At 72.6% G+C, this 18,330-nt stretch carries 21 protein-coding genes; 8 read left to right on the plus strand and 13 right to left on the minus strand.

The genetic code is table 11. The features are described from left to right. Positions 1 to 178: 178 nt before the first annotated feature. The 4 genes from ACOJTC_RS03665 to ACOJTC_RS03680 form a co-directional block, all read right to left on the minus strand. Complete coding sequence (locus tag ACOJTC_RS03665; protein ID WP_420115734.1) at positions 179 to 589, minus strand: hypothetical protein; 411 nt, start codon at positions 587 to 589, stop codon at positions 179 to 181. A gap of 215 nt (positions 590 to 804) precedes the next feature. Next, a complete protein-coding gene (locus ACOJTC_RS03670; RefSeq protein WP_420115735.1) occupies positions 805 to 1,479 on the minus strand; it encodes a hypothetical protein in 675 nt (224 codons plus the stop codon). Between the two features lie 135 nt (positions 1,480 to 1,614). After that, positions 1,615 to 2,196 carry a TetR/AcrR family transcriptional regulator gene (locus ACOJTC_RS03675; RefSeq protein WP_420115736.1) on the minus strand — a complete coding sequence of 194 codons (582 nt, stop codon included), beginning with the start codon at positions 2,194 to 2,196 and terminating at the stop codon, positions 1,615 to 1,617. A 13-nt stretch (positions 2,197 to 2,209) separates the two neighbouring features. Beyond that, positions 2,210 to 3,718, minus strand: a complete 1,509-nt coding sequence (locus tag ACOJTC_RS03680; protein WP_420115737.1) for an MFS transporter — start codon at positions 3,716 to 3,718, stop codon at positions 2,210 to 2,212. A gap of 122 nt (positions 3,719 to 3,840) precedes the next feature. On the opposite strand from ACOJTC_RS03680, the gene ACOJTC_RS03685 reads away from it, so the two are divergent. Continuing rightward, positions 3,841 to 4,230: a YybH family protein gene (locus tag ACOJTC_RS03685; protein WP_204926638.1), complete on the plus strand. Its 390-nt coding sequence runs from the start codon at positions 3,841 to 3,843 to the stop codon at positions 4,228 to 4,230. A gap of 24 nt (positions 4,231 to 4,254) precedes the next feature. Here ACOJTC_RS03685 and ACOJTC_RS03690 read toward each other — a convergent pair whose 3' ends face one another. The 3 genes from ACOJTC_RS03690 to ACOJTC_RS03700 all read right to left on the minus strand — a co-directional run bounded on the left by ACOJTC_RS03690 (position 4,255) and on the right by ACOJTC_RS03700 (position 7,220). Next, the gene (locus ACOJTC_RS03690) at positions 4,255 to 5,136 is read right to left on the minus strand and encodes a fructosamine kinase family protein (RefSeq protein WP_420115738.1); all 882 of its coding nucleotides are present in this window, start codon (positions 5,134 to 5,136) and stop codon (positions 4,255 to 4,257) included. Positions 5,137 to 5,252: 116 nt separating this feature from the next. Continuing rightward, the gene (locus ACOJTC_RS03695) at positions 5,253 to 5,897 is read right to left on the minus strand and encodes a hypothetical protein (protein ID WP_420115739.1); all 645 of its coding nucleotides are present in this window, start codon (positions 5,895 to 5,897) and stop codon (positions 5,253 to 5,255) included. A gap of 84 nt (positions 5,898 to 5,981) precedes the next feature. Then, entirely contained in the window at positions 5,982 to 7,220 is a 1,239-nt protein-coding gene (locus ACOJTC_RS03700) for a hypothetical protein (RefSeq protein ID WP_420115740.1), read from the minus strand. A gap of 118 nt (positions 7,221 to 7,338) precedes the next feature. Between ACOJTC_RS03700 and ACOJTC_RS03705 the strand changes: the two genes are divergently transcribed. Further along, positions 7,339 to 7,803 (plus strand): DIP1984 family protein, encoded by a 465-nt coding sequence (locus ACOJTC_RS03705; protein ID WP_420115741.1) that lies wholly within the window; start codon positions 7,339 to 7,341, stop codon positions 7,801 to 7,803. 223 nt (positions 7,804 to 8,026) lie between these two features. Here the strand turns inward: ACOJTC_RS03705 and ACOJTC_RS03710 are convergent, their stop codons facing one another. Together ACOJTC_RS03710 and ACOJTC_RS03715 are read right to left on the minus strand one after the other, a co-directional pair. Next, a complete protein-coding gene (locus ACOJTC_RS03710; protein WP_420115742.1) occupies positions 8,027 to 8,614 on the minus strand; it encodes a nucleotidyltransferase family protein in 588 nt (195 codons plus the stop codon). A 43-nt stretch (positions 8,615 to 8,657) separates the two neighbouring features. Next, complete coding sequence (locus ACOJTC_RS03715) at positions 8,658 to 9,224, minus strand: kinase (RefSeq protein WP_420115743.1); 567 nt, start codon at positions 9,222 to 9,224, stop codon at positions 8,658 to 8,660. 125 nt (positions 9,225 to 9,349) lie between these two features. On the opposite strand from ACOJTC_RS03715, the gene ACOJTC_RS03720 reads away from it, so the two are divergent. The 3 genes from ACOJTC_RS03720 to ACOJTC_RS03730 all read left to right on the plus strand — a co-directional run bounded on the left by ACOJTC_RS03720 (position 9,350) and on the right by ACOJTC_RS03730 (position 11,687). Then, a complete protein-coding gene (locus ACOJTC_RS03720) occupies positions 9,350 to 9,790 on the plus strand; it encodes a YkvA family protein (RefSeq protein WP_420115744.1) in 441 nt (146 codons plus the stop codon). A 391-nt stretch (positions 9,791 to 10,181) separates the two neighbouring features. After that, positions 10,182 to 10,757, plus strand: coding sequence for a hypothetical protein (locus tag ACOJTC_RS03725; RefSeq protein WP_420115745.1), 576 nt, complete (start codon positions 10,182 to 10,184; stop codon positions 10,755 to 10,757). A 354-nt stretch (positions 10,758 to 11,111) separates the two neighbouring features. Then, a complete protein-coding gene (locus ACOJTC_RS03730; protein WP_232378257.1) occupies positions 11,112 to 11,687 on the plus strand; it encodes a lytic polysaccharide monooxygenase in 576 nt (191 codons plus the stop codon). 84 nt (positions 11,688 to 11,771) lie between these two features. Here the strand turns inward: ACOJTC_RS03730 and ACOJTC_RS03735 are convergent, their stop codons facing one another. The 3 genes from ACOJTC_RS03735 to ACOJTC_RS03745 form a co-directional block, all read right to left on the minus strand. Then, positions 11,772 to 12,293, minus strand: a complete 522-nt coding sequence (locus tag ACOJTC_RS03735) for a PspC domain-containing protein (protein WP_420115746.1) — start codon at positions 12,291 to 12,293, stop codon at positions 11,772 to 11,774. Next, positions 12,290 to 12,613, minus strand: a complete 324-nt coding sequence (locus tag ACOJTC_RS03740; protein WP_420115747.1) for a PadR family transcriptional regulator — start codon at positions 12,611 to 12,613, stop codon at positions 12,290 to 12,292. Before ACOJTC_RS03740 ends, ACOJTC_RS03735 begins: the two co-directional genes overlap by 4 nt. Positions 12,614 to 12,703: 90 nt before the next feature. Beyond that, a complete protein-coding gene (locus ACOJTC_RS03745; RefSeq protein WP_204926650.1) occupies positions 12,704 to 13,393 on the minus strand; it encodes a FadR/GntR family transcriptional regulator in 690 nt (229 codons plus the stop codon). A gap of 319 nt (positions 13,394 to 13,712) precedes the next feature. On the opposite strand from ACOJTC_RS03745, the gene ACOJTC_RS03750 reads away from it, so the two are divergent. Beyond that, positions 13,713 to 14,513: an ABC transporter ATP-binding protein gene (locus tag ACOJTC_RS03750; RefSeq protein ID WP_307826280.1), complete on the plus strand. Its 801-nt coding sequence runs from the start codon at positions 13,713 to 13,715 to the stop codon at positions 14,511 to 14,513. A 56-nt stretch (positions 14,514 to 14,569) separates the two neighbouring features. Here the strand turns inward: ACOJTC_RS03750 and ACOJTC_RS03755 are convergent, their stop codons facing one another. Further along, positions 14,570 to 15,427 carry a hypothetical protein gene (locus tag ACOJTC_RS03755; RefSeq protein ID WP_420115748.1) on the minus strand — a complete coding sequence of 286 codons (858 nt, stop codon included), beginning with the start codon at positions 15,425 to 15,427 and terminating at the stop codon, positions 14,570 to 14,572. 250 nt (positions 15,428 to 15,677) lie between these two features. Between ACOJTC_RS03755 and ACOJTC_RS03760 the strand changes: the two genes are divergently transcribed. Both ACOJTC_RS03760 and ACOJTC_RS03765 read left to right on the plus strand, forming a co-directional pair. Further along, positions 15,678 to 16,919, plus strand: a complete 1,242-nt coding sequence (locus ACOJTC_RS03760; RefSeq protein ID WP_420115749.1) for an MFS transporter — start codon at positions 15,678 to 15,680, stop codon at positions 16,917 to 16,919. A gap of 806 nt (positions 16,920 to 17,725) precedes the next feature. After that, positions 17,726 to 18,172: a hypothetical protein gene (locus ACOJTC_RS03765; RefSeq protein WP_357930987.1), complete on the plus strand. Its 447-nt coding sequence runs from the start codon at positions 17,726 to 17,728 to the stop codon at positions 18,170 to 18,172. Positions 18,173 to 18,330: the final 158 nt, after the last annotated feature.

An 18,330-nucleotide genomic window follows, 5' to 3' on the forward strand; every position in this document is an offset into this window, starting at 1 on the left:
CACCGCGAGTCGGGTGAACCGGCGGCGCGTCGGGAGGGGCCTGGGGGTCCTTCCGCAGGGGTGCCGGGACTGTGCCCGATCGTAGATCCTCCGTGGCCGTTCACCGATCCCCCGTGCGGGCCGGCCCCGGGAGGCCGGCGCGGGGCGGCCCGGCCGCCCCGCGCCCGTACGGGAGGTGTCAGTCGTGGACGCCGACGTGGAAGTTGAAGACCGCACCGTTGCGGGTGAGGATGAGGTTCCACTTCCCGCCGTTCTTCAACACCACCGGGTTGGAGTTCGGGTACCGCTGGAGGAACCAGTCCTCCAACCGCTGCGCCTGCGCGGCGGTGAGCACCCCGACCTCCCCGATCGCCGCCGCGTGGTGCGGTTCCTGATTGCAGCCGGCGTTGAACCGGTAGCTGGTGTCGCGGTTCCACCGGCCGCTGCCGAGCATCGTGACCGTCACCGGGCCGGATTGCTGGAACGCCAACTGCGGGACCGCGGGATCGGCGACGACCACGTCGGGTGGCGTCTCCAGGGACGGGAACGGCACGGCCACCGTCTCGATGACGGCCTGCGATGCCCAGTTGAAGTCGACCTCGAACGGCATGCCCATCCTCCTGACCGGGGTGTCCCGTCCGCCGGCCTGTCGCGACGGCACGTCGACGTGACCCATCATGGGTGGGACCCGAAGTCACATGGCGGCTACTGTCCGTGCCCGGACACTGCCGACCAACCGACAGCGTCCGGCACGGACCCGGCCCCGGCGGGCGGTGGCGACGTCGACCCTCGGTGACGGAACGGTCGTCGCGCCACCGGCCCTCGTCAGCAGGCGGCGCGCTGGCCGGAGTAGTGGACGCCGACCCGGCCGACCACGGTCAGGTCGGTCAGGGCGGTGTCGGCGGCGCGGTTGACGTAGCAGGAGTACCGGTGCTGGTTGATCACCTCGAGGTGGATGTGCGCGCCGCTGTCCCCGTTGACCTGGTAGCAGCTGGAGTACCGGAACCGGCCGGTCTCACCGAGCTTGGTCCACGGGCCGACCGAGGCGCCGACGACCACACCGCCGGGCTTGTTGTTCACGTGCATCACGTCCGCCCGGCCGACGACCCCGCCGGTCGTGGTGTCCCGGGCCTCCAACCCGATCCGGTAGCCGCCGTCGGCGAGGTTGCCGGTCGCGCAGCCCGGACGGACGGTAACCACGGTGACCGCGACCGGGTGCCCGGCCGCCGTCTTGGTGCCGAACGGGGAGACGACGGTGGCCCCCGGGTTGCGGTAGATGTCGACCGCCCAGTCGTTGGTGTAGCCCCAGTTGCCGAACACGATGTGGTGGTTGGCCGGCCCGGACCCGCCGAACCTGTTCCAGGTGGACGAGTCCTGGATCGGCGGGTACACCGCGATCGCGTCGGCGGTGTCGTGCGCGGCGGCCGGGGTCGCCGGTACGGCGACGGCTCCCAGTACGAGCGTGAGTGCGCCGAGCGTACGGGCGATGCGGAACCTCATCGTGCCTCCGAAGGGTGTGCGGAGCGGAACGAAACCACCTCGCCGATCGACGAGAGTGGATGAGGATACCGTCTGCGGCGGGACGTCGACAGCCGCCGACGTCGCGACCGTCACGGGCCGCGCGGGTCGCCCGGCTCAGGGCGTGAGCGTCTCCCACAGGTGCGGGTTCCGGGTCAGGTGCAGCAGCCGTTCCAGCAGTCGTCGGTGGGCCGGGGTGTGCGTCCGGGCCCCCCACAGGGGCGCGCTTCCCATGCCGTCCGCCGCCGCCACCACGAGCGCCAGCACGTCGGCGGGCAGCCCGTCGGCGGCGAGGGCTGCCGCCAGCCGTTCCGCGTCGGCGCGGGCGAGTTCGGCGACCGCGGGCAGCGTCATGAGCTGGGTGACCAGCGCCATCGAGGCGCGTACGGCGGCGTCGTCGTCGGCGGGGGCGACCGACGCGCGCAGGTAGGCCCGGGTCAGCCGTCCCGGTGCGGTGTCCGTGGGGTCCAGCGCGGCGTCGATGCCGGCCTGGAAGGAGGCGAGCTGGTCGCGGGCCAGTTCCAGGATCAGGTCGTCCTTGCTGGCGAAGTGGTAGATCAGGCCGCCCTTGGACACGCCGGCGAAGCGGGCGATGTCGTCCAGCGAGGCGTGGATCCCCCGGGCGCGGACGGCGTCCGCGGCGGCGTCCAGCAGGGCACGTCGGGTGTCCTGCGGCGACCGGCCGGCTGTGCGTCCCACGGCGACACCGTACCTACGGCCGCGTGGGACGCGGTGAGGGGATGAGCACCCAGGCCAGCACCGCCGCGCCGAGGGTCAGCGCCGCGGCGAGCGACGAGGTGACCTGCACGCCGGTGATGAACGCGTCCCGCGCCCCGGCGGCGGCCTGCGGCGGCAGCACCTGCAACGCCGAGCCCAGCGAGTCACGGACCCGGGCCGCGTCGGCGGCCGGCAGCCCGGACGGAACGCTCACCGCGTGCCGGTAGACCAGCGACAGCAGGGAGCCCAGCACCGCGATGCCCAGCACCACGCCGAGTTCGTTGGCGGTCTCGGTGATCGCCGAGACGGAACCGGCCTTGCGCGGGGGCGCGGCCGAGATGATGGCGTCGCCGGTCAGGGTCATCGCCAGCCCGATGCCGAGGCCGATGGGCACGAGCGCCAACCCCAGCCACAGGTACGGCGCGTGCGCGGCGACCGCCACCCCGGCCAGCCCTGCGGCGGCCAGGCCCAGGCCGAGCGCGATGGCCCGGCCCCGGCCGAGGCGGGCCACGACCGCAGCGATGATCACGACGACGACGATCGAGGCCAGGGTCGCGGGCAACTCGGCCAGGCCCGCCTGCAACGGGCCGAACCCCCTGGCGAACTGGAGGTACTGCGAGAAGAAGAACAGCATGCCGACCAGTGCGAAGATGGCGATGACGTTGGCGACGACCGCCCCGAGGAACGCCGGGTTGCCGAACAGCTCGACGTCGAGCATGGGCTGTTCCAGCCGCCGCTGCCGCCGCACGAACAGCACCCCGGCGGTCACGCCGACCAGCAGGCAGGACACCGTCACGCCGTCGACGCCGGCCCCGACCACGTGCTTGACCGCGTACACCAGCGGCACGACCGCCGCCATGGACAGCACCGCGGAGGGCACGTCGAAGCGGCCCGGTCGCGGGTCGCGGGACTCCGGGAGCAGCAGCAGGCCGGAGACCACCACCAGGACCATCACCGGGACGTTGATGAGGAACACCGAGCCCCACCAGAAGTGCTCCAGCAGGAACCCGCCCACCAGCGGCCCGACCGCCGACCCGGCACCGAAGGCGGTGGACCAGATGGCGATCGCCCGGGTCCGTTCCCCGCTGTCGGTGAAGATGTTGCGGATCAGCGACAGGGTGGACGGCATCAGCGTCGCGCCGGCCACACCGAGCAGCAGCCGGGCCCCGATCAACGCCGGTGCGCTGGGGGCGAACGCCGCCAGCAGCGACGCCGCGCCGAACGCCACCGAACCGACCAGCAGGACCCGTTTGCGCCCGAACCGGTCGGCCAGGTTGCCCATCAGCACCAGCAGCCCCGCCAGGGTCAGCGAGTAGACGTCACCGATCCAGAGGACCTGTTCCGCGGTCGGTGCCAGGCTCGCGGTCAGCGCCGGAACCGCCAGCGAGAGCACCGTCCCGTCGACGGCGAGCAGCAGCACCGCCGCGGCCAACACGGCCAGCGCCGCCCACCGGCGGCGGGTGCACAGCACCCGAGCGGGAACCGGGGTCGAGGACGTGATCACGCCGGAACTGTACCGACCAGCCGGTACAGTTCGTCAGGGTGACCTGCCACACTCCCGACTGCCGGCCCACCGGAGCGCCGGCAACCCGGGTACGGGGGCCGGTCGGATGGCAGGGTGGGCACATGGACAGCAGGCACGTCGACGACTGGCTCGTCGCCTACGAGCAAGCCTGGCGCACGCCGGGTACGGACACCCTGGTCACGCTCTTCACCGAGGACGCGAGCTACCAGCAGGGGCCCTATCTGACCCCCGTGGTGGGCCTGCCGGCCATCGCCCGGATGTGGGAGGAACAGCGCGACGGCCCCGACGAGGTCTTCCGGATGACCAGCACGGTCGTCGCGGTCGACGGCGACACCGCCGTGTCCCGCCACGAGGTGCACTACGGCGACCCGGTCACGCAGGAGTACCGCGACCTGTGGGTGATGCGCTTCGCCGACGACGGCAGGTGCCGGTCGTTCGAGGAATGGCCGTTCTGGCCGGACCGGCAGCCGCCCGGGGTGCCGCAGCCGTGACGGGATCGCCGGGCCCCGGGCCGGTCAGGCCCGCGACCGGAACGGGGCCAGGGTGGCCCGGATCGTGTCGGCAGCACCCCAGTCGTCGTCGAACTGGGCCAGTACCGCCAGGTGCTGCCGCAGCTGGATGATCGGCATGCGGTCCCGCCAGTCGGCGTCGAGGCCGGTCAGCTCGGCGTAGACGGCGAAGAACCGACCCGACTCCGGTGGGGCCGCCGTGGTCCACAGGTGCGCCAGGTCCACCTCGGCCCACAGGTACGACACCGCCGGGTCGACCAACGCCGCCCGTCCGTCCCCGGTGGCCAGCACGTTCTGCGACCACAGGTCGCCGTGCGTCAGGCAGGCCGGCCGGTCCGGCAGCAACTCGGGCAGCCGGGCACACAGCCGTTGCACCGCGGCCCGGTCGGCGGCGTCGAGCGCGGCCCGCACCCTCGGCTCACCCAGCCAGCGCAGCAGGCGGTGCTCGGCGAAGAAGGCGAAGCCGTCGTCGGCCCAGGTGTTGACCTGCCGGCGACGCCCCAACCAGTTGTCCCGGTGCCAGCCGAAGCGGGGGTGGACGGTGCTGGTGTGCAGGTGGGCCAGCGCGTGCGCGAACCGCTCCCAGAACGCCCCGTCCTGCGGCCTCGGCGACAGCAGCGACAGCACCAGCAGTTCGTGGTTCGCCACGAGCACGTCGGGGGTGGCCAGCCCGCCCTGCTCCCGCAGGGCCGTCAGCCCCTCGGCCTCCGCGACGAAGGCGTCGCCGTCGGGCGCCTCGGCGAAGGTCTTGACGAAGACCGGCGGCGCGTGCCTGCGGTGGGCGATCCCGGCGAGCGCGGCGAGGCCACCGCTCACCGGCTCGACGGTGACGACGTCACCGATCCCGGCCCGCAGCAACCGTTCGGCGAGCAGTTCCGTCGCGGGCATCGGCGCTCTTCCGTCCGGTCGGGGCAGCGGGGTTTCACCATGGCACTCCCCGTCGCGCACCGCAGCCCCGCCGGCCGCCGTCGCGTCGACGCCGCCGGGGCGCGACCCGGCCCCGGTCACCCGCCGGTGCCCTCCTCGGCGCCGTCGTGCTGGTCGCCGTCCAGATAGACGTGCTGGTGGCCGTGGCCGGCGTCGACGTTGACCTGATCGAGCTGGGTGGCGGCGACGGACCAGGCGGCGGCGGCCTGCTCCGCCTGCCGTTTCGCCAGCGCCGTCAGCGTCGCCCGCTGCGCGGGTGGCCCGGTGACCGCGAGGAGGTACGTCTCGACGGCCAGGGCCGTCTGCTCCACCGCGCCGCGCAGGCTACCGCGCGCCACGTTGGTCGCCGTGCTGCCCGACGGCGGGTTGGCGAACGGCTCCGCCGCCCGCAGCAGGGTCTGCTGCCACTGACGCGCCTGCTGCGGGTCGGCGGTCGGCTCGGCCCGCAGGGCGTCGAGCACGGGGGTGATCTCGTCGCGGAGGCGTCGGGCGGTGGCCGTCAGCTCGGTGATCTGCTGGGCGTCCCGCGTCGCCTCGGCCCGGCGCAGGTCGGCGATGGTCGACTCGGTGGCATCCGGTCGACCGACCGCGTAGCCGATGCCGCCGCCGACGAGGGCGACGACGAGGCCGATCGCGGCGACGACGGCGAGCCGGGACAGCCGGCGGCGGGGTGGTGGCGACGCGGCCAACAGATACGAGGGCCTACCGGTACGACGCGACACGTCATCTCCCTGCTCGACGGGGACTGGTCGCAGCATAGTGCCGCCCGGCGGGCGGCGGATCGACCGTTTGTCGACCCGCCGGGGTCACCGCAGCGCCACCACGGCGTCGGTACCCCCGTGGTGGCGCAGCACGGTCTCCGGCGCCGGATCGTGGCGCAGCAGCGTGTGCCGGACGAGGTCGGTGCCGGCGGCGAGATCGTCGAAGACCGCGATGTCCACGCTGACGGCGTGGGTGACGTAGCCACCGGAGGCGTCCCGGCGCATGCTGCTGCCGCTCTGCCCGGCGTGGCCCAGTCCCCGCTCGCGCAGCGCCCGGTCGAGGTCGCGGGTCACCGTGGTGGCGTACCCGCGTGGATCGGGCCGTCCGCCGACCTCCAGGTGCAGGCCCAGCCGGTAGCGGCGGGCCGCGCGCAGCGCGCTCGGGCCGAACCACCTGGCGACGAGGGAGCCCTGCGGCGCGCCGGTGACCGTTTCGAGGATCCAGCAGACCTCGGCGGGGTGCGCGGGTTCGGCGAGTCCGCGCAGGAGCACCGGATGCCCGACGCCGGCGGCGGCGAGCGTCCGGCCGGTCTGCGCGGCCAGGCTCAGGTCACGGTCGGCGACGGCCCGGGCCGGCAGGTCACCGAGGGCGTCCCGCGCCGGCGCGGGCACGGCGTCGGCGACGGTACGCCCGGCGACGGCCAGCAGGTCACGCCAGGCGTCGAACGGGAACTCCGACCCCGGGCCGCGCAGGCTGTAGAGCGTGAAGTCGCCGCCCTGGTCCTCGTCCTGCTCGACGGTCCAGTTGCCGGCGTCGTCGCGCTGCCAGGTGACGCCTCTGTCACGCCCATCGCACCGGTACAGCCGGGAGCGGGCCGTCGGCCAGTAGCCGGCGTCGTCGGGACCGGTTCCGAAGGCGGCGGCCAGCAGCGGGGTGACCGCGTCGAGGTCGTCGTGCTCGCCGAGCAGCACGAACCGGCTGGCCAGCGCCAGCAGCGGGCCAGGATGCGGCAGGTCCGGATCCCGCAACGCGACGGCCCGGGCGATCAGGTCCAGTTCGTCCCAGCGCAGGGCGTGCGGGAAGGGGTGCGCGTCGTCGTCCCAGCCGAGCTGTAGCGGCTCGGTCACGCCGGGCGGGCACACCCCGAGGTTGAGCATGCCGAGATCGATGTCGATCTCCAGGACGAGGGTGTGACCGTCGCCGACGTCGGCGGTCAGCGTCCACCCGGGATGGTCCTCCCAGCGCTCGTCGTCGTCATCACCGTCGTCGCCCTCAGGACGCTCGTAGGCCGACCAGAACGACGGGTCTTTCAGCAGGTCGCGCAGGTCTGCGGGGAGAGGCACGCCGGGCATCGTACCCAGCCACCCCGACGTTGCCCCCGGGGTCGGTCGGCGTCGCGGTCTGCCCCGGCGGCGGTGAAATGGGCGGCGGCGCTGATCTTCGCCGGTCATACTGGCGGGCATGAAGCTTGCCGAGGCCCTGGCGTTGCGCGCGGATGCGGCGCGCCGCGCCGACCAACTCCGTGCCCGCATCGTGGCCAGCGCCCGGTTCCAGGAGGGCGAGACACCGGCGGAGGACGCGGCGGCGCTGCTGACCGAGGCCGGCGGGGTGCTCGGTGAGCTGGAGACGCTGATCCGGCGGATCAACCGCACCAACGCCGCCACCGTGGTCGACGGCGGCACGCTCACCGATGCCCTGGCCCGCCGTGACGTGCTCCGGCTGCGGCACAGCCTGGTCACCTCCGCGGCCAACGCCGCCGCCGGTGAGGGTCAGCGGGGGTTCCGACAGCTACGCTCGGAGCTGAGGATGATCCCGGCGCTGCCGGTGGCGCAACTGCGTGGCCAGGCCGACGACCTCGCCCGGCAGATCCGCGAGGTCGACACGCTGATCCAACGGGCCAACTGGGAGGTCGACCTGCTGGACTGACGGATTGCGGAGCAGGTAGCCGACGTGGAGGCGTGCACCGACCCGAGAGCCGGCGGTATCCCGGCTCACTCCTGGCGCGCCGGGGGCAGGCGCGGGGGTTCGATTCCCCGGTCATACACCGCATGCCCAGCACAGCACACAGGTGACGGCGCACAGGGCACGGCACACCACCGGGTGCAGATCCACGACGGCGAGGGTGGGACAGGGGACCTCCGCAACCCGCTCACCGGTCGTCGGCGGCCGGGTCGACCACCCGTACGCCGGGCCAGCGTGCCGCCGGGCGGTGGCGGACGAGTCGACGTCGGGACACCTCGCGGCCGGCCCGGGTCGGGTTGTGCCGCCACACCCCGTCGAGCAGGTCGTCCAGGCCGTACGGCGCGCAGACCGCGATCCGGTCGTCGGCGTGCAGGCGTACCGCCACGGCGGTGGCGTACTCGGGCCAGGTGGCGACCGCCTCGGCGATCGTCCGCAGCGGGGCCACCGGGTCGCCGCCGAACGTCGCCGGGTACCAGGTGTGCACGGCGGCCTGGTTCTTCGCCTCCCACGGCGGCTGCGGCCAGGCCGTCGCCAGTCGCGCGGTGGCCCGGTCGTCGTTGGCCCGGGTCAGGTCCGTCGGGTCGAGGAAGACGACGTCGACGTCCCGTACCGCCGACGGGTCGAAGCCGTGGCCGTACCGTCGGCCCCAGACCAGGTCCCGCACGACCCCCGCCCCGATCCACGCGTCCGGCAGGCCGATGTCCCGGACCACCCCCAGGGCCCGCATCAACCATCCGTCGCCCCGGACCAGGTCCCGTAGTTCGTCCTCGCGCACCCGACCAGCCTAGGAGCAGCGCGTGGACGGGGACGGTGGGTGGTCAGGGCCGCATCGGGAGGAAATCGGCGTCGCCCCCGGTCAGGGGCAGGCCGGCGGTGGCGGCGATCCGCCGGACCGCCTCCTGAAGCGGGGTCGTCTCGGGCAGGACCACCTCGTCGTCGTACCCGAGCAGGTCACGCGGGGCGTACCAGCCCCGCATGTCGTCCGCGGTGAACTCCGTGGCCTGCGGACGCGTCGCGTGTCGTCGCAGGGTCTCGGGCAACGACACGTCGAGATAGACGAACACCGTCCGGCCACGGTGGCCGTCGCGCAGCGCGGTGAGCATCCGCCGGTACCGGGCGGTGTACAGGATGCCTTCGAGGATCACGTGGTAGCCGTGGTCGAGGGCCAGCCGGACCGTCTGCCCGATGAGGGTGGGCGCGAGGCCACCGGGCCGGTCCCGTTCCCGCAACACGACCCGCCGCAGGTAGTCCTGCTCGACCAGGGCGCAGCCGCGACCGTGCCGCAGCCGCAACTGCCGGGCGATGCTGCTCTTGCCCGCCCCCGAGTTCCCCCGGACGACGATCAGGACCGTCCGGTCGCTGCCGGTCGGGATCGCCTCGTCCATCGCGGTGGCCCTCCCCGGGTGTCGGCCGGTCCGGCCACCGGTGCCGCGTCGACCGGCGGGCCCGGCGGGACTCTGCGACGATGCCCTGGCCACGCGGACGGGTGCGGCGGAAGGGGGCGGCGCGGATGGTCGCGGACATCCTGGTCGGTGGCGCGGTCGCGGTGGCGGTCTCGTGGGTGGCGTTGCTTGTCGGTCTGCTGATCGTACGACCGCAGGGCCCGTTGCTGGCCGAGGCGCTGCGTATCCTGCCTGACCTGGTGCGGTTGCTGCGGCGGCTGGCCGGTGACGCCACCCTGCCGCGCGGCGTCCGGGTGCGCCTGGGCCTGCTGCTGGCGTACCTGGTCATCCCGATCGACCTGATCCCGGACTTCGTCCCGGTGCTCGGGTACGCCGACGACGCGATCCTCGTCGTCGCGGTGCTGCGGTCGGTGGTCCGCAGGGCGGGTGTCGGGGCGCTGCGCCGGCACTGGCCGGGCACACCGGACGGTTTCGCCGCGCTGTGCCGGCTGACGGGCGTCCGCTACGCCGGCAGCGACCACGGCCCGGGCGACGCCGGCCCCGGATGACGGGCGCGGTCGTGCACCGGACGCCGGGGCGTGGAGAATCGATTCCGGCGTCCTCACCTGCGGAGACGATCGGGCCGAACCCCCACTGACACCCGTCAATGTTGCCAGAGCGGCGCCAGACGTGTTGGAATGGCTCATATCGCCGCAGCACGGGGGCAACCGTGCTGAGCACGGCCAGCACGGGAGCACCGCGGTACGGGTGGCGCGCCACCCTGGCGGACGTCCGCACGTCACCGCGCCGGGCCATCGTCCTGACGACGGGCATCCCGCACGGCAGGCACCCGCGCCTGCCACACGCACCCCTGGCACGCGTCCCCGACGACCGGCGCGTTCGACGCCCCGGGCCACGGTCGGTCCGCCAGCACCAGAACCGGCGACGAGGTGAGAAGCGATGAGTTCCCCAGAGAGTTCCGCGTGGTACCGGCACCGCCTGGTGTGGGTGGCGGTGGTCCTGCTGGTGGTGTCGGTCGGCACGGTCGTGCTGGCCAACCGGAGCAGCACGAGGGCGGAGCCGGCGGATCTGCCGGCGCAGATCGTGGCCCGGATGCGTACCACGCTCGAACGGGCGGACCCGGCCCAGCACCAGCACGCCGGGCACGACGCCCAGCAGGGCGCCGGCGCGGAGAAGCCGCCGGTGATCTGCGGGGTCCGCGTCTACGGCTTCGAGCCGGCCGGGGCCACCACGTTCGCCGACGTCCGGACGGTCTACGGCTTCCACCTGTGCGGGATCGCCGAGCAGAAGCGCCCCTGGGACGTGGCGGTCAAGCTGGCCGGCCCGCTGATCATGGACATGTCCACCGATCCTCCGGGCATCAAGGTCGTCGAGGCGACGGCGGAGGTCAGGTTCGTCGACCGGCTCCGGGAGATGTTCCCGCCCGCGTACGCGACGATGGCGCAGCAGGAGTCGCTCGGCGCGACCGAGAGGGCCGACCTGCGCCGCCGCTACGACGCCGCCGCCAAGCTGTGACGCGTCGGGCGGCGTAGCGGCCGTTCCCGGCCGCCGGACCCGGCACCCGATCCGCGGTGATGCCGTGTCCCCGGTCCGCCGTGCCCGTCGTCGATCCGGTGATCTCGGACAGCTCGACCACATCCGACAGCTCGATCCAATCCGACTAAACATCGATCAACGTTGATATTTTGCGTCATTGGTGCCACAGTGGATTCGGGAGCATTCGTCTCCCGATGTCTCGTACCGACGAATGGAGGATGAACAGTGCGTTCACACCAGTCCGACCAATCCGGTGGACGTCCCCGGTCAACCGTCCGCCGGTCCCTCCAGGCGCTCGTCCTGATGTTCGCCATGGTGGTCGGTACGCTGCCCATGACGAGCCCCGCCCAGGCGCACGGGACGATCATCAACCCGGCGACCCGGGCGTACCAGTGCTGGCAGACCTGGGGCAGCCAGCACACCAACCCGGCCATGCAGCAGCAGGACCCGATGTGCTGGCAGGCGTGGCAGGCCAACCCGGACACCATGTGGAACTGGATGAGCGCGTTGCGCGACGGCCTGGCCGGCCAGTACCAGCCCAGCACCCCGGACGGGCAGCTGTGCAGCAACGCCCTGTCCCGGAACAACTCGCTGAACAAGGCCGGGGCGTGGAAGGCGACCACCGTCAACCGCAACCTGACCGTCCAGATGTACGACCAGGCCAGCCACGGTGCTGACTTCTTCCGGGTCTACGTCACCAAGCAGGGGTTCAACCCGGCCACCCAGACGGTCGGGTGGGGCAACCTGGACCTGATCACCACGACCGGGCGGTACGCGCCGGCACAGAACATCTCGTTCAACGTCTCGATCCCGTCGTCGCGCTCCGGAAGCCACGTCCTGTTCTTCATCTGGAAGGCGTCGCACGCGGACCAGACCTACATGTGGTGCAGCGACATCAAGATCGCCTGATCGACGACGCGGTACTCATCCGGCCCAGGGCTTCCCCGCCCTGGGCCGGAGTCCGTTCCCGGGCCTCGACCGCCCGCCTGTCATTCAGCCGGCCCGGGGCGCGTCCCGTCGGCGTTCGTAGTCGGCGACGGTCGGGACGACGGGGAGCACGAGCAGCAGGGCGAGGTACGCCACGGCGAGCAGCCCGCCGGTGACCAGAGTCAGCAGCAGCACGACGGTGCGCACCCAGTCGACGCGGAACCCGCCGTACGCCGCGAGGCCGAGACAGACGCCGCCGAACCACCCGCCCTCGCTGATCCGGCACCAGAACCGGCCGCGTACCGCTCCCCCGACCTCGGACGGCACGGGGTGCGCCGGCCGCACCGGCCCGAGTTCGGCCAGGATCGCGGTCATCCGGGCACCGGTCACCGGGTCGCCGCCCGGATCCAGCCGGTCGCCGACCGCGGCCTCCAGGTCACGCACGATCTCGTCGGCGTCCGGGTCGCCGCGCAGCGCACGTCGGGCGTCGTCGAGATACCCCCGCAGGGCGTCGTACGCCTCGCGGGTGGCGGGATAGGCCGCGGTGTGCCCGGTGAGGCGGATGGCGGTGGAATCGTCCATGGTCATCGTCCAACCGAATCGATCATGCGGGTCAGGTCGTCCCAGTGCTCCCGGAACGCGGCGAGCCGCTGCCTGCCGGCGTCGGTGAGCAGGACGTACTTGCGGGGCGGCCCGGACGGCGACTCCCGCCACTCGTGGTGCACCAGCCCGTCCCGCCGGAGCTTGCTCAGCAGCGGATACAGCGTGCCCTCCTGAGCGGGGAAGTTCGCCTCCCGCAACGCGGCGAGGATCTCCGCCGCGTAGCGCTGCCGGGACTCGACAGCGGCGAGCACGAGCGGTTCGAGCAGGCCGCGCCGCAACGCGACGAGCATCGGGTCGGCCTGCATGCCACTACCTTGCCACAACAAGGTACCTGCTCGCATCCGGCTCCTCCGGACCGGTTTCCCCGGGCACCGGTCGTTCGGCTGCTCCGGGGGTCAGAGCGACTGGAGCATGGCGAGGGTCTGCCGGAGTTCGTCCCGCAGCGCCCGCCCGGCCGCCTCCGCGTCCCCCGCCGCGACGGCGTCCACCAGAGCGGCATGCCCCTCGTCGCCGTGGTTCGGGTCCGCGGAGCGCAGGCTGAGCAGTTCCACCATGTCGAGCAGCCGCCGCTGCAGCACCGGCACGAACTCGGTGAACAGGCTGCTGAGCACCGGGTTGTGCGCCGCGGCGACCACCGCCACGTGCAGCGCGATGTCGGCCGCGACGAATGCGGCGTCGTCGGCGTGCGCGGCGTGCCGACGCCCGGCCAGGGCTCCGCGCAGGGCGGTGACGTCGTCGTCGGTCCGCCGCCGCGCGGCCAACTGCGCGGCTTCGACCTCGACGACCATCCGCACCTCGTAGACGTCGGTGATCGCCGCCTGGCGCAGCCGGGTGGACCAGTCCTGGCGGGGGCTGGTCGCGATGACGAAGACGCCCGATCCCTGCCGCGCCTGCACCAGCCCCGCTCCCGCGAGCGCCCGCAGTGCCTCCCGGACGGTCGACCGTCCCACACCGAGGGACTCGGCCAGGGCGACCTCACCGGGGAGCTTCGTCCCCACGGCCCAGGCGCCACCGGTGATCTGCTCGCGCAGACGGTCGGTGGCCTGCTCGACCAACGGGGACGGCCGCAAGGCACCTAGCGACATGTCAGATTCATCCTTCCGAGCAGGCGGACAAGTTGTCTGAGGAGCTGAGCGGTTGTTAGAGTACTCCGCATGCTGCCGCACGGGCTTCTTCTCCTCGGCTGCCGCTGCGGGGCCTGACACGACCGGCACCCCGTAGCGGGTTCCCGGGTTGCGCCGGTCACCGGACGGCTGACCGAAAGAAGTTCCGCATGTTAGCTTGCTGCCCACCCGCCGGCGTCGCGTGCCGCGGCGACGACTCCACCCGCCGACTCGCCGGCTGGAACACCTCTACCCTCGCCGCACCGGCGACGGCGGTCGCCGTCGACCGGGGGGTGTCCTCGTGACCGCGCCGCCGGTGCTGCGCGTGACGGACGCGGCGGTCGTCCGCGACGGCAAGCCGATCCTGTACGAGGTGTCGCTGACGGTACGGGCCGGCGAGCACTGGGCGCTGCTCGGCGCCAACGGGGCGGGCAAGAGCACCCTGCTCAGCCTGCTCGGGGCGGTCACCCATCCCACCCGGGGCACCGTCGAGGTGCTGGGCCACCGGCTGGGGCGGGTCGACCTGCGGGAGCTGCGCTCCTACGTCGGCCACGTCAATCCGCGGCACGATCCACGTTCGCCCCTGACCGTGCAGGACGTCGTACTGACGGGCCTGACCAACACCAACGAACGCGTTCCCCGCTGGGAGCCGACGCCGGACCAGGTCGCCGAGGCCGACCGGCTGATCGGCCTGCTCGGCCTCAGCGAGCGGCACGGGGCGCGGTGGCCGACCCTGTCGCAGGGGGAACGGGGCCGGGCGCTCATCGCCCGCGCGCTGATGCCCAGGCCTCGGCTCCTGCTGCTCGACGAGCCCGCGACCGGCCTCGACGTCGCCGGCCGGGAACAGCTCATCGAACGACTCGACACGCTACAGCACACCCACCCGGAACTCGCGTCCGTCCTGGTCACCCACCACCTGGAGGAGCTTCCCCCCGGGACGACCCACGTCATGCTGCTGCGGGACGGTTGCTGCCTGGCGGCGGGCCCCGCCGACGAGGTCCTCACCAGCGACCAGGTCAGCAAGTGCTTCGACCATCCCATCCGCATCACCCGCACGGACGGACGGTGGAGCGTGCGGGCGAGCCGCCCGGCCAGAGGATGAGGTGGGCTGCGGTCGCGGTGGTACGCCCACCGGCGTGCGCCACCGCGACCGTAGCCTCAGGCCAGTGACTCCCCGGCCTTCTCGACGGCGGCCCGGGCCTGGTCCCAATCCCCGTCGAAGTGGTCCGCCAGAGCGTGGAGCCACCGCTCGACGCCGAAGCCGACACAGCTGGTGGAGACCGGGCCGCCGTCGGCCAGCGCGATGGAGCACCGTTCACCGAAGAACTTGTGGTGGGTGTTGACGGAGGCGATCGCCAGGCCCTGATAGACGTACTCGTGCTTGACCGGCACGAGCTGCTGGAAGGTGACGCGGTGGTCGGACTGGTCGTAGAAGGGGTCGGCGGCCGCGCGGCGGTGCAGGGGCAGACCGATCTCACCGGCCAGCGTGGTCAGGAACCGCGCCGAATGATCGAGGTGGGCCGCAGCCTGTTCGGGGGTGCCCAGGGCCACGACCTCGCGCATCCGGAACGCCCTGAGGCGGCGGAGCCCGTCGAAGTGGTCCTCGTTGCGGAAGCACTGTCCCAGCAGGGTCACCAGCCTTCCGTCCCCGGGCACCTGTCGGTCCCGGTAGTGGAGGTAGACGCCATAGCAGGCGCTGGACGGCAGCGCGAGCCCCGCCGCACGCAGCGAGCCGGGGTCGAACGCCCCCGAGTCGGCCTCGCGGGCGAGCCGGTCGGCCCCCGCCGCGGCGACGTCCAGGGCCGAGGAGACGAGAGCGAGGTGCGGAAAGTTCCGGTAGACGTCGAGCACGGCGAGGTCGCTGACCGGCAGCAACGGCGGAACGGTCAGCGCGACGGCGCCGGACTCCCCGGCCCACCGGGCCCAGAGGCGGTCCAGCGCCTCGGCGAGCCGGGTCGGCTCCTCGTCCAGCGCGGCGAGGCCCCCCGACACCCGGACCCCTGTCGTGACGCTCATCAGCAGCTCCTCACGTGAATTCCGCACCTGACCGGAGACCGGTCGACGGCACCGCGACGGCGGGTGGTCACCGGTCCCGCTGCGGTCCCTGACGGCAGCGGCGGGTGGTCTCGCGCGGTGGATGGCCGGCGTTCGCCCCTGAGGGGTAGGGGACCCGCTGCCTTCATGACACTCGATAAGGTAACACCTCAGAGGACCTGAGTACCTGAGTGAATCAGGAGCTCATCGAGAGATAGGAACGGACTTTTAGATGAAAAAAGGGCAACTCGGCTTCCTGACCGGCACCCATGCGGTCAACGACCTGTACCAGGGGGCGATCCCCGCGATGCTGCCGTTCCTGATGGCCGAGCGTCACTACAGCTACGCCGCCGTCTCCGGCCTGGCGTTCGCGGCGAGCGGGGTCTCCAGCCTGCTGCAACCGCTGTTCGGCATCCTCTCCGACCGCAGGCCGCGCACCTGGCTGGTGCCGACGGGGTTCGTCACCGCCGCCCTGGGGGTGGTCGCCGCCGGCCTGGCCGGGAACTACGTCGCCACCTGGCTCTGTGTCGCGCTGGCGGGGATCGGCATCGCCGCCTACCACCCGGCGGCAACGAGTCGGGCCCGCGCCGCCGGCGGCTCCTCGCAGCGGGCCATGAGCGTCTTCTCCGTCGGTGGGACGATCGGCGGCGCCGCCGCACCGTCGCTGGTCACCGTCGTGATCGGGTCGGCGGGATTCGCCGCGGGTTACCTGCTGGCGATCCCCGCCCTGACCATGGCGTTGCTCTGGGCCCTCAAGGGCCCGTGGATGCGGTGGCGGGGCCTGCGGGAGACGCCTGCGTCCGCGGCCGGCGCGTCGGCGCGGTCCGCGGCCGGCACCGCACGGGCCGACGACTGGCCGTCCTTCGGCCGCCTGGCGGCGGTCGTCATCGGATGGTCGATCCCCTTCGTCACCGTCACCTCGCTGGTGTCCCTGCACGCGCAGCGCGATCTCGGCCGGTCCGAGGCGGCGGGGGCGGTGGTGCTCACCGCCTTCACCGCCGCCGGGGCGGCGGGGACCCTGCTGGGCGGCTGGGTCGGCGACCGGTACGGCCGGATGACCTCGGTCCGCGTCGGCTACCTGGTGGCACTTCCCGCGCTGGCCGGCGTGGCCTGGGCTCCGTCGTTCCCGGTCCTGGTGCTCAGCGCCACCGTGTTCGGCGCGGCCATGTTCCTCCCGTTCGCCGCCCAGGTCACGCTCGCCCAGGACTACCTGCCCCACCGCCCCGGCACGGCGAGCGGACTGACCCTGGGGCTGGCCATGGCAGCGGGCGGCCTGTGCTCCCCCGCGTTCGGGTGGCTGGCCGACGCCAGCGGCCTGCGCGCCACCTTCTTCACCCTGCTTCTCGTGTTCACCGCCCCCGTCGTGCTGGCGCTCCGTCTCCCCGACCGCGTCCTCGACTCAGCCGAGACGCCCCGTCCGGACCCGGTAGGGGCAGCGAATATCAGCGGAGCAAATATCGGCGGCGGACAGTAGATATTGCTGCCGGTCCACGAAAGTTGGTCATCGTCCTAACATTCGGAAGCCGCCCATAGTATGAGATGGGCATTGAGAGTAATCACAGCGTTACGTACCGTCTGGTCTGGCCCGGAATTCACTTCATCCACGCCATGCGTAGCGCGGTTCCACACGGACCGGCGCTGTCGGATCCGTGTGTCGAGAAGGAGATCTTCGATGAAGACCGACAGAAAGGGAACCAGAATCCCCAGAACGGGTGGATCGCACCGCCGCGGCGTTCGGCGGGTGGTGGACAGAAGCCCTTCGTCCGGGTTGTCACCAACCATTACAGCGGGCTCGGTCCGCCACCCACCCCGGCCACGCACCCGATTCGGACGCCCCGGCGTCGACGACATCCGCCCGACCTATCCGGTCTGAACTGGGGATTCTGCGGAACCACACCGACCCAGAGCGGTCGCGCCAGACCGGGTCGGGACCGCCGGTGCCACCGCGAACCTGCGGAGACCGGGTCGGTCACCCGCGCGCCGAGAGAATGCCGTAGACCAATTCCCCTCCCGACCGCAGCGGCACGCACACATCATTCTGTTCGCCGGGCGGCCCGGCACCGGAAGTGCGGAGCGGAAACTCCGGGGATGCTCCCGGAGAAACGCCGTCCACCCACCCGGCACCCGCCGAGACGGACTTCTCCCCCACGATTCCGCTACCCAGGCACACCCCGATGGACGGGAGGGGTTTCGACTCGTTTCCACCATGGGCCCGAGGCGCCTGGCCGGATTCCCGAACCCCAGGCGCCGCACCCCCGCGCGCCGGAAAGGAATCAACAGTTGGACACGAACAACCACACGGAGGAGAAATTCTCCGTCGCGCTGGAATCCATCCAGAGTAAGCGTCGGATCGAAAGGGTTCAGGAAGCGGCGAACGCCCTGCTCGACCGCTACGCGACGCAGGAGGGCCCCGAAGAGCGGCTGAGGCTCACCTTCGAACTCGTACGCCGGAACTTCGCCCCGGACGTGGTCGCCGTCTTCGGGAGTCTGGCGCTCGGCGTCGCCGACGGGGGCCGGACCGGGACACCCGCGCCGTCCGGGGATCCACGGCAGGTGGTCTTCCACTGCGACATCCACGGCTCGCAGGGCAGGAGCGGTTCGCTCACCGCGTCCTACACCGAGCCCGGCCCGCTGGGACTGACCACCACCGAATGGCTGGCGGCGATGCGGCTGCTGGCCGGCATCACCGGGCTCGGCGTCGGCGGGCGGGCGACATGCCGACAGTGACCGGCACGTCCTCTCCGGCCGGTCTCCTCGCCCAGCCGTACTGGTACCGGCACCTGCCGGCGGGCACCGACGTCCACCACCTGGACGAGGGGCTGTTCGCGGTGACCGGCAACGCGGCCGTTCAGGAGGCGCTCGTCCACCCCTCGGTCGTGGCCGAA

It is taken from the genome of Micromonospora sp. (assembly GCF_048594385.1).
In the GTDB taxonomy this organism is placed as follows: Bacteria; Actinomycetota; Actinomycetes; order Mycobacteriales; family Micromonosporaceae; genus Micromonospora; species Micromonospora wenchangensis.

Bases quoted from the DNA above. Each gene is read 5' to 3' on its own strand.
- ACOJTC_RS03735 (WP_420115746.1), bottom strand. From the start codon at position 12,293: ATGACCATGGACGATTCCACCGCCATCCGCCTCACCGGGCACACCGCG.
- ACOJTC_RS03715 (WP_420115743.1), bottom strand. From the start codon at position 9,224: ATGGACGAGGCGATCCCGACCGGCAGCGACCGGACGGTCCTGATCGTC.
- ACOJTC_RS03760 (WP_420115749.1), top strand. From the start codon at position 15,678: ATGAAAAAAGGGCAACTCGGCTTCCTGACCGGCACCCATGCGGTCAAC.
- ACOJTC_RS03730 (WP_232378257.1), top strand. From the start codon at position 11,112: ATGACGAGCCCCGCCCAGGCGCACGGGACGATCATCAACCCGGCGACC.
- ACOJTC_RS03670 (WP_420115735.1), bottom strand. From the start codon at position 1,479: ATGAGGTTCCGCATCGCCCGTACGCTCGGCGCACTCACGCTCGTACTG.
- ACOJTC_RS03720 (WP_420115744.1), top strand. From the start codon at position 9,350: ATGGTCGCGGACATCCTGGTCGGTGGCGCGGTCGCGGTGGCGGTCTCG.
- ACOJTC_RS03725 (WP_420115745.1), top strand. From the start codon at position 10,182: ATGAGTTCCCCAGAGAGTTCCGCGTGGTACCGGCACCGCCTGGTGTGG.
- ACOJTC_RS03740 (WP_420115747.1), bottom strand. From the start codon at position 12,613: ATGCAGGCCGACCCGATGCTCGTCGCGTTGCGGCGCGGCCTGCTCGAA.
- ACOJTC_RS03705 (WP_420115741.1), top strand. From the start codon at position 7,339: ATGAAGCTTGCCGAGGCCCTGGCGTTGCGCGCGGATGCGGCGCGCCGC.
- ACOJTC_RS03685 (WP_204926638.1), top strand. From the start codon at position 3,841: ATGGACAGCAGGCACGTCGACGACTGGCTCGTCGCCTACGAGCAAGCC.
- ACOJTC_RS03745 (WP_204926650.1), bottom strand. From the start codon at position 13,393: ATGTCGCTAGGTGCCTTGCGGCCGTCCCCGTTGGTCGAGCAGGCCACC.
- ACOJTC_RS03690 (WP_420115738.1), bottom strand. From the start codon at position 5,136: ATGCCCGCGACGGAACTGCTCGCCGAACGGTTGCTGCGGGCCGGGATC.
- ACOJTC_RS03665 (WP_420115734.1), bottom strand. From the start codon at position 589: ATGCCGTTCGAGGTCGACTTCAACTGGGCATCGCAGGCCGTCATCGAG.
- ACOJTC_RS03755 (WP_420115748.1), bottom strand. From the start codon at position 15,427: ATGAGCGTCACGACAGGGGTCCGGGTGTCGGGGGGCCTCGCCGCGCTG.